The organism is bacterium, from assembly GCA_026398675.1.
Lineage (GTDB): Bacteria > RBG-13-66-14 > RBG-13-66-14 > RBG-13-66-14 > RBG-13-66-14 > RBG-13-66-14.
The window spans coordinates 1-4,873 of the sequence record JAPLSK010000107.1 but is presented as its reverse complement, the minus strand read 5'-3'; the positions used below and the strand labels follow the sequence as shown (position 1 = coordinate 4,873).

5 protein-coding genes are annotated in these 4,873 nt (G+C 66.9%); 3 read left to right on the top strand and 2 right to left on the bottom strand.

Going from position 1 to position 4,873, the window contains the following annotated elements:
- The 3 genes from NTW26_02450 to NTW26_02440 form a co-directional block, all read left to right on the top strand.
- Window positions 1-1,084 (top strand): type II secretion system F family protein (locus NTW26_02450; GenBank protein ID MCX7021133.1); only part of this gene is annotated, 1,084 nt, incomplete at its 5' end.
- A 553-nt stretch (window positions 1,085-1,637) separates the two neighbouring features.
- Complete coding sequence (locus tag NTW26_02445) at window positions 1,638-2,354, top strand: prepilin-type N-terminal cleavage/methylation domain-containing protein (GenBank protein ID MCX7021132.1); 717 nt, start codon at window positions 1,638-1,640, stop codon at window positions 2,352-2,354.
- A gap of 20 nt (window positions 2,355-2,374) precedes the next feature.
- Complete coding sequence (locus NTW26_02440) at window positions 2,375-2,887, top strand: hypothetical protein (GenBank protein MCX7021131.1); 513 nt, start codon at window positions 2,375-2,377, stop codon at window positions 2,885-2,887.
- A gap of 475 nt (window positions 2,888-3,362) precedes the next feature.
- Here NTW26_02440 and NTW26_02435 read toward each other — a convergent pair whose 3' ends face one another.
- A complete protein-coding gene (locus tag NTW26_02435; protein MCX7021130.1) occupies window positions 3,363-4,364 on the bottom strand; it encodes a transketolase family protein in 1,002 nt (333 codons plus the stop codon).
- Window positions 4,364-4,873: thiamine pyrophosphate-dependent enzyme (locus tag NTW26_02430; protein MCX7021129.1), on the bottom strand; the 510-nt coding region annotated here is incomplete at its 5' end. The genes NTW26_02435 and NTW26_02430, both read right to left, overlap by 1 nt.

Genomic DNA, 4,873 nt, shown 5'->3' with positions numbered 1-4,873 from the left:
CCAGGGCCTCCTCGTCACCGCCATCGAGCCGGTGGCCGTCCGGGACGTCAAGGTCAAACGCCGGGACCTGGTGGTTTTCACGCGCCAGTTCTCCACCATGCTCGGCGCCGGGCTTCCCCTCGTGCAGACCCTGGCCACCCTGGCCGAGCAGTCGCCCGAGGGGCTGGCCGAGATAGCCGTGGACCTGCGGCGTCAGGTGGAGGCGGGCCAGTCGCTTTCCGCCGCCCTCGAGCGCTTCCCGAAGACCTTCGGCCGTCTCTACGTCGCCCTGGTGCACGCCGGCGAGGTCTCCGGCAACCTCGAGGTCATCCTGGACCGCTTGGCCGGGTACCTCGAACGCGCCGACTCCCTCCGGCGCCGCGTCTCCGGCGCACTCACCTACCCCGCCGTAGTCCTTTCCATGGTCATCCTGTTGGGCATGGGCTTTCTGGTCTTCATCATCCCGCTCTTCGAGGGCATCTACAACAACTTCGGCGCCCAGCTCCCCCTCCCCACCCAGGTCGTCGTGGCCCTCTCCACCTTCTTCCGCGACTACTGGTGGATCCTGGCCCTCGTCATCGCCGCCTCGATTTTCTTTGTGAGGTTCTACGGCGACACCGCCGAGGGCCGCCTGCGCCTGGACCGCTGGAAACTCGGGGCGCCCATCTTCGGCAAGCTTTTCATCCGGGTGGCCGTGGCTCGCTTCACCCGCACCCTGGGAACCCTCGTGCGCTCCGGCGTGCCCATCATGGACGGCCTGGCCATCACCGCCGCCACCGTGGGCAACCGGGTCCTAGAGCGGGCCGTGCTGGAGACGCGCCGCGCCGTCGGCGAGGGCCGAACCTTCGCCGAGCCGCTCGCCGAGACCGACGTCTTCCCGCCCATGGTCGTCGCCATGGTCGCCGTGGGCGAGCGCACCGGGCGCCTCGAGGAGATGCTCAACCGCGTCGCGGAGTTCTACGACGACGAGGTGGAGGTCGCCGTCGCCAACCTCTCCGCGCTCCTGGAGCCGGTGCTCATGATAATTCTCGGCATCGTTGTGGGCGGGCTGGTCGTCTCGATGTACCTGCCGATTTTCCAGATGCCGGGTCTCGTGGGCGGGTAGAATTGCATTCTCCCTCTCCCTTCCAGGGAGCGGCGCGCCGACGGGTAGGGGTGAGGGTCGAGGTCGGGAGCACATAAGCGGCGGGGAAAGGATTTGCTTCGCATAGCTCGCTTCGCTCGGTTCCCCGCCCTACGTTCGAGTCGGTCGTCAACATCGTTGGCCCGCTGGCGGGGACGGAGCCCCGCCCCTACGTCAACGCAACCCGCGGGTGAGGGTTGCGATGGTCCCCTCCCCACTTTGGGGGGAGGGTTAGGGTGAGGGGTAAACACGCGGCGGGGATAGGAATTCCCGCCCTACGTCTATCCGATGCAAATACGACCCGTAGGGGCGACCGTCCACGGTCGCCCGCGGGCCGACCTGAAGGTCGGCCCCTACGTCAGAGCAATCTTCGAAACTCGGGCCGGGGTGAGGGTAGAGGCTGGGAATGTGAAATCAGCGGCCTGCGGAGGGGGGGCTGCTTTTTTACCCCGTTTTTATTTATAATAGCCCCACCTATCAAGCTGCTCCTTTCGACCCCTCGCCGGCCCGGCGTCGGCACCCGCGGGAGGCTTCCGTGCAGCGCGGCTTCACTCTCGTTGACATGATGATCGTCATCGCCGTGGTCACAATCATCGCCTCGATCGCCATCCCCAGCATCGAGAACACCCGGCGCGATGAGAACACCATGATATGCCTCCAGCACCAGGAGGCGATTTCCCGCTGGATCGCCGACTTCGTCAACCAGAAGCAGGACGAGCTCGGCGCCCAGCGCGATAAAATCCAGGCCGCCGTCGAGGAGTACATCGCAGCCCGGCTCACCGCCAATCCCTCCCAGCGCACGTCCTTCGTCCCCGTGGGCGGCGGGCTGGAGGATTCGGCCACGGTGCCCAACGCCGCCACGCTCATCGCGGCGGGCTACTCCGCCTCGCTCTTCGTCAATTCCTACGCCGGGGAGGGCGCGCTCCCCGGGACCGGCTTCACCCTCGTCGTGACGAGAAAAATCGTCGAGGGCCGGACGGTCTACGACGTGCGGGTGAACTCGACGGCGAACTACAAGATCGGCCCCTCGGGCGGGTTCCTTTCCTCCGATGACACCCGGCCCAACGCCCGCGAGCTCATAGCCTTCGGCGCGCCGGAGGGCATCTTCGTCTGCCCCGAGCGCGCCGACAAGAAAGAGCCCATCGGCTTCCACTACACCCTCAAAGGGGTGACCGGCGACGTCGAGTGCACCACCGATCTCAAGGGCGAGCACCGCGACCCCAACGCCCAGTACGTCCACTCCCTGGATTAACAACCCTCTGGAGTCACGAGATGGCCGAAACCAAGCGCATCCCCTGGGTCGAGATTCTGGTCTTCCTCGCCCTGGCCGCCATCATCTTCAGCGTCGTCCAGCCCAACTTCGCCGACTACGAGACCGGGACGAAGACCTCCGTTTGCAAGGAGAACCAGCGCAACATCGAGCAGGCCGTCGTCCTCTGGCTCACGCTCAAGGGTAAGACCAGGGTCGAGCGCGGCTTCGGCACCGAGGGCGACCTGAAAATCACCGACTCCTTCGGCGACATCGTCGAGGGCATGCTCCACTACTCCGACACCCACCCCAACGCCCGGGAACTGGTGGACGACCTCGGCCTCGACCCGGCCCTGTTCTACTGCTCCGAGGTCGGCAAGGATGACCAGCCCCTGGGGCGGCACTACTGCTACAAGAACATCCAGGGGACGCTGGAGTGCGCCATGGACGCCGAGGGCAAGGCGCGTCTTCTGGCCGCCGAGCCCGAGCCGGGCACCGACGAGCGCAAGGCCATCGTGAACTACTTACACGACTAAGGGGCCGGTCGGGGGGGGGCGGTTGTGAGTTAATGTAGGGCGGGGACTTTAGTCCCCGCCGCTTCAATGGTTGCGATGGCGTAGGGCGGGGATTCTATCCCCGCCGTTTTTTTAGGGGCATCTCTCATCCCGACCAGCGCCTTGCAGCTTGCGATGACGTAGGGGCGACCCTCTGCGGTCGCCCTTTTTGTGATGACGTAGGGCGGCCCTTCCACGGGCTGCCGCACGTTCCACGTTCCCGACCTCGACCCTCACCCTAGCCCTCTCCCTAGGAGGGAGAGGGGACCGCTGCAGCCCTCACCCCGACCCTTGTATTTGCGATGACGTAGGGGCGGGTCTCTAAACCCACCCCTTTTTTTAAGGTAGCCCTCACCCTAGCCCGTAAGCGCGCTTCCCCCACAGGGAGAAGGGGACGCTTCACCCCCCTCCCTGACCCGTAAGCGCGCTTCCCCCCAAAGGGGGGAGGGGACGGGCGTTACGTCAACTTCAGGAATCCCGCCAGGCGGTCGAAAATACCGTCCGCGTTCAGCCCGTACTTGGCCAAAAGGTCCAGCGCCTCCCCCGACTCGGCGAACACGTCTTGGACGCCGATGAAGAGCATGGGCGTGGGGCGGTGCCGCGCGAGGACCTCGGCCACCGCGCCGCCCAGGCCCCCGAGGACGTTGTGCTCCTCCACCGTCGCCACCCGTCCGCAAGCGTGTGCGAGCGCCACCACCGTTTCGGTGTCCAGCGGCTTGAGGGTGGAGACGTTGACGACGGCGACCTCGGCCCCGAGCTCGGCCAGCCTCTCGGCGGCCACCAGGGACTCGTACACCATGTGCCCGGTGGCGAAGAGGGCCAGGTCCGAGCCCTCGCGGTAGACGTGGCATTTGCCGACCTCGAAGGGGGTGCGGTCGGTGGTCACCACGGGGAGCGGCACCCGTCCCATGCGGATGTAAACCGGCCCGGGGTGGTCCACGGTGGCGCGCATGATGGGCCCCACCTGCGCCGCGTCCGCCGTCGAGACCAGCGTCATGTTCGGCAGGCTCCGCAGGAGGGCGATGTCGGAGATGGCGAAGTGGGTCGGCCCGTCGGGCCCCACGGAGATGCCGCCGTAGGGGCCGCCGAAGCGCACCGGCAGATTCGGGTAGCACACGCTCACCCGGATCTGGTCCCAGGCCCGCCCCGACAGAAACACCCCGAAGCTGTTCAAGTAGGGGATTTTCCCCGAGAGCGCCAGCCCCGCCCCGGTGCCCACCAGGTCCTGCTCGCAGATGCCCACGTCGAAGAAGCGCCGCGAGATTTTTTCGTCCTCGGCGTCCCGGATGCGCTTCCCCTCGGTGGAGTTGGCCAGGTCGGCGTCGAGGCAGACGACCTCGGGCCGCGTCCGCGCCAGCTCGAAGAGCGCCTCCCCGTAAACCTTCTTGCAGGCCTCCCAGTTTTCCGCCTTCGAGGCCTCCTCCAGGGGCGCTAGATGCATCGCCTTTACCAGGGCCATCAGCGACCACCTCCCCGGGCGAGCTTCAGGCAGCAATCCGGGGTTTCCGGGGCGCAGCCGCAGACCTCGCCCACGGCCCGGACGAGCTCTTCCTGGTTCGGCGCCCGGCCGTGCCATCCCGCCTGGTCGGTCATGAAGGACACCCCCCGCCCCTTGTGCGTGTGGGCGATGATGCAGGTCGGCTTGCCCTTGGTTTCCCGCGCCTCGGCGTAGGCCCGCCGCAGGTCCGGGAAGCTGTGACCGTCGCAGTCAATCACGTGGAAGCCGAAAGCTTTCCACTTGTCCGACAAGGGTTCCAGCGCCATCACCACCTCGGTGTCCCCGTCAATCTGCAGGCGGTTGCGGTCCACGATGGCGGTGAGGTTGTCCAGGCCGTAGTGGGCGGCGGTCATGGCCGCCTCCCAGCACTGCCCCTCGTCCAGCTCCCCGTCGCCCAAAAGGCACCAAAAGCGGGAGTCCCGGCCGTCGAGCCGCGCCGCAAGCGCCATCCCGTTCGCGATGGAAAGCCC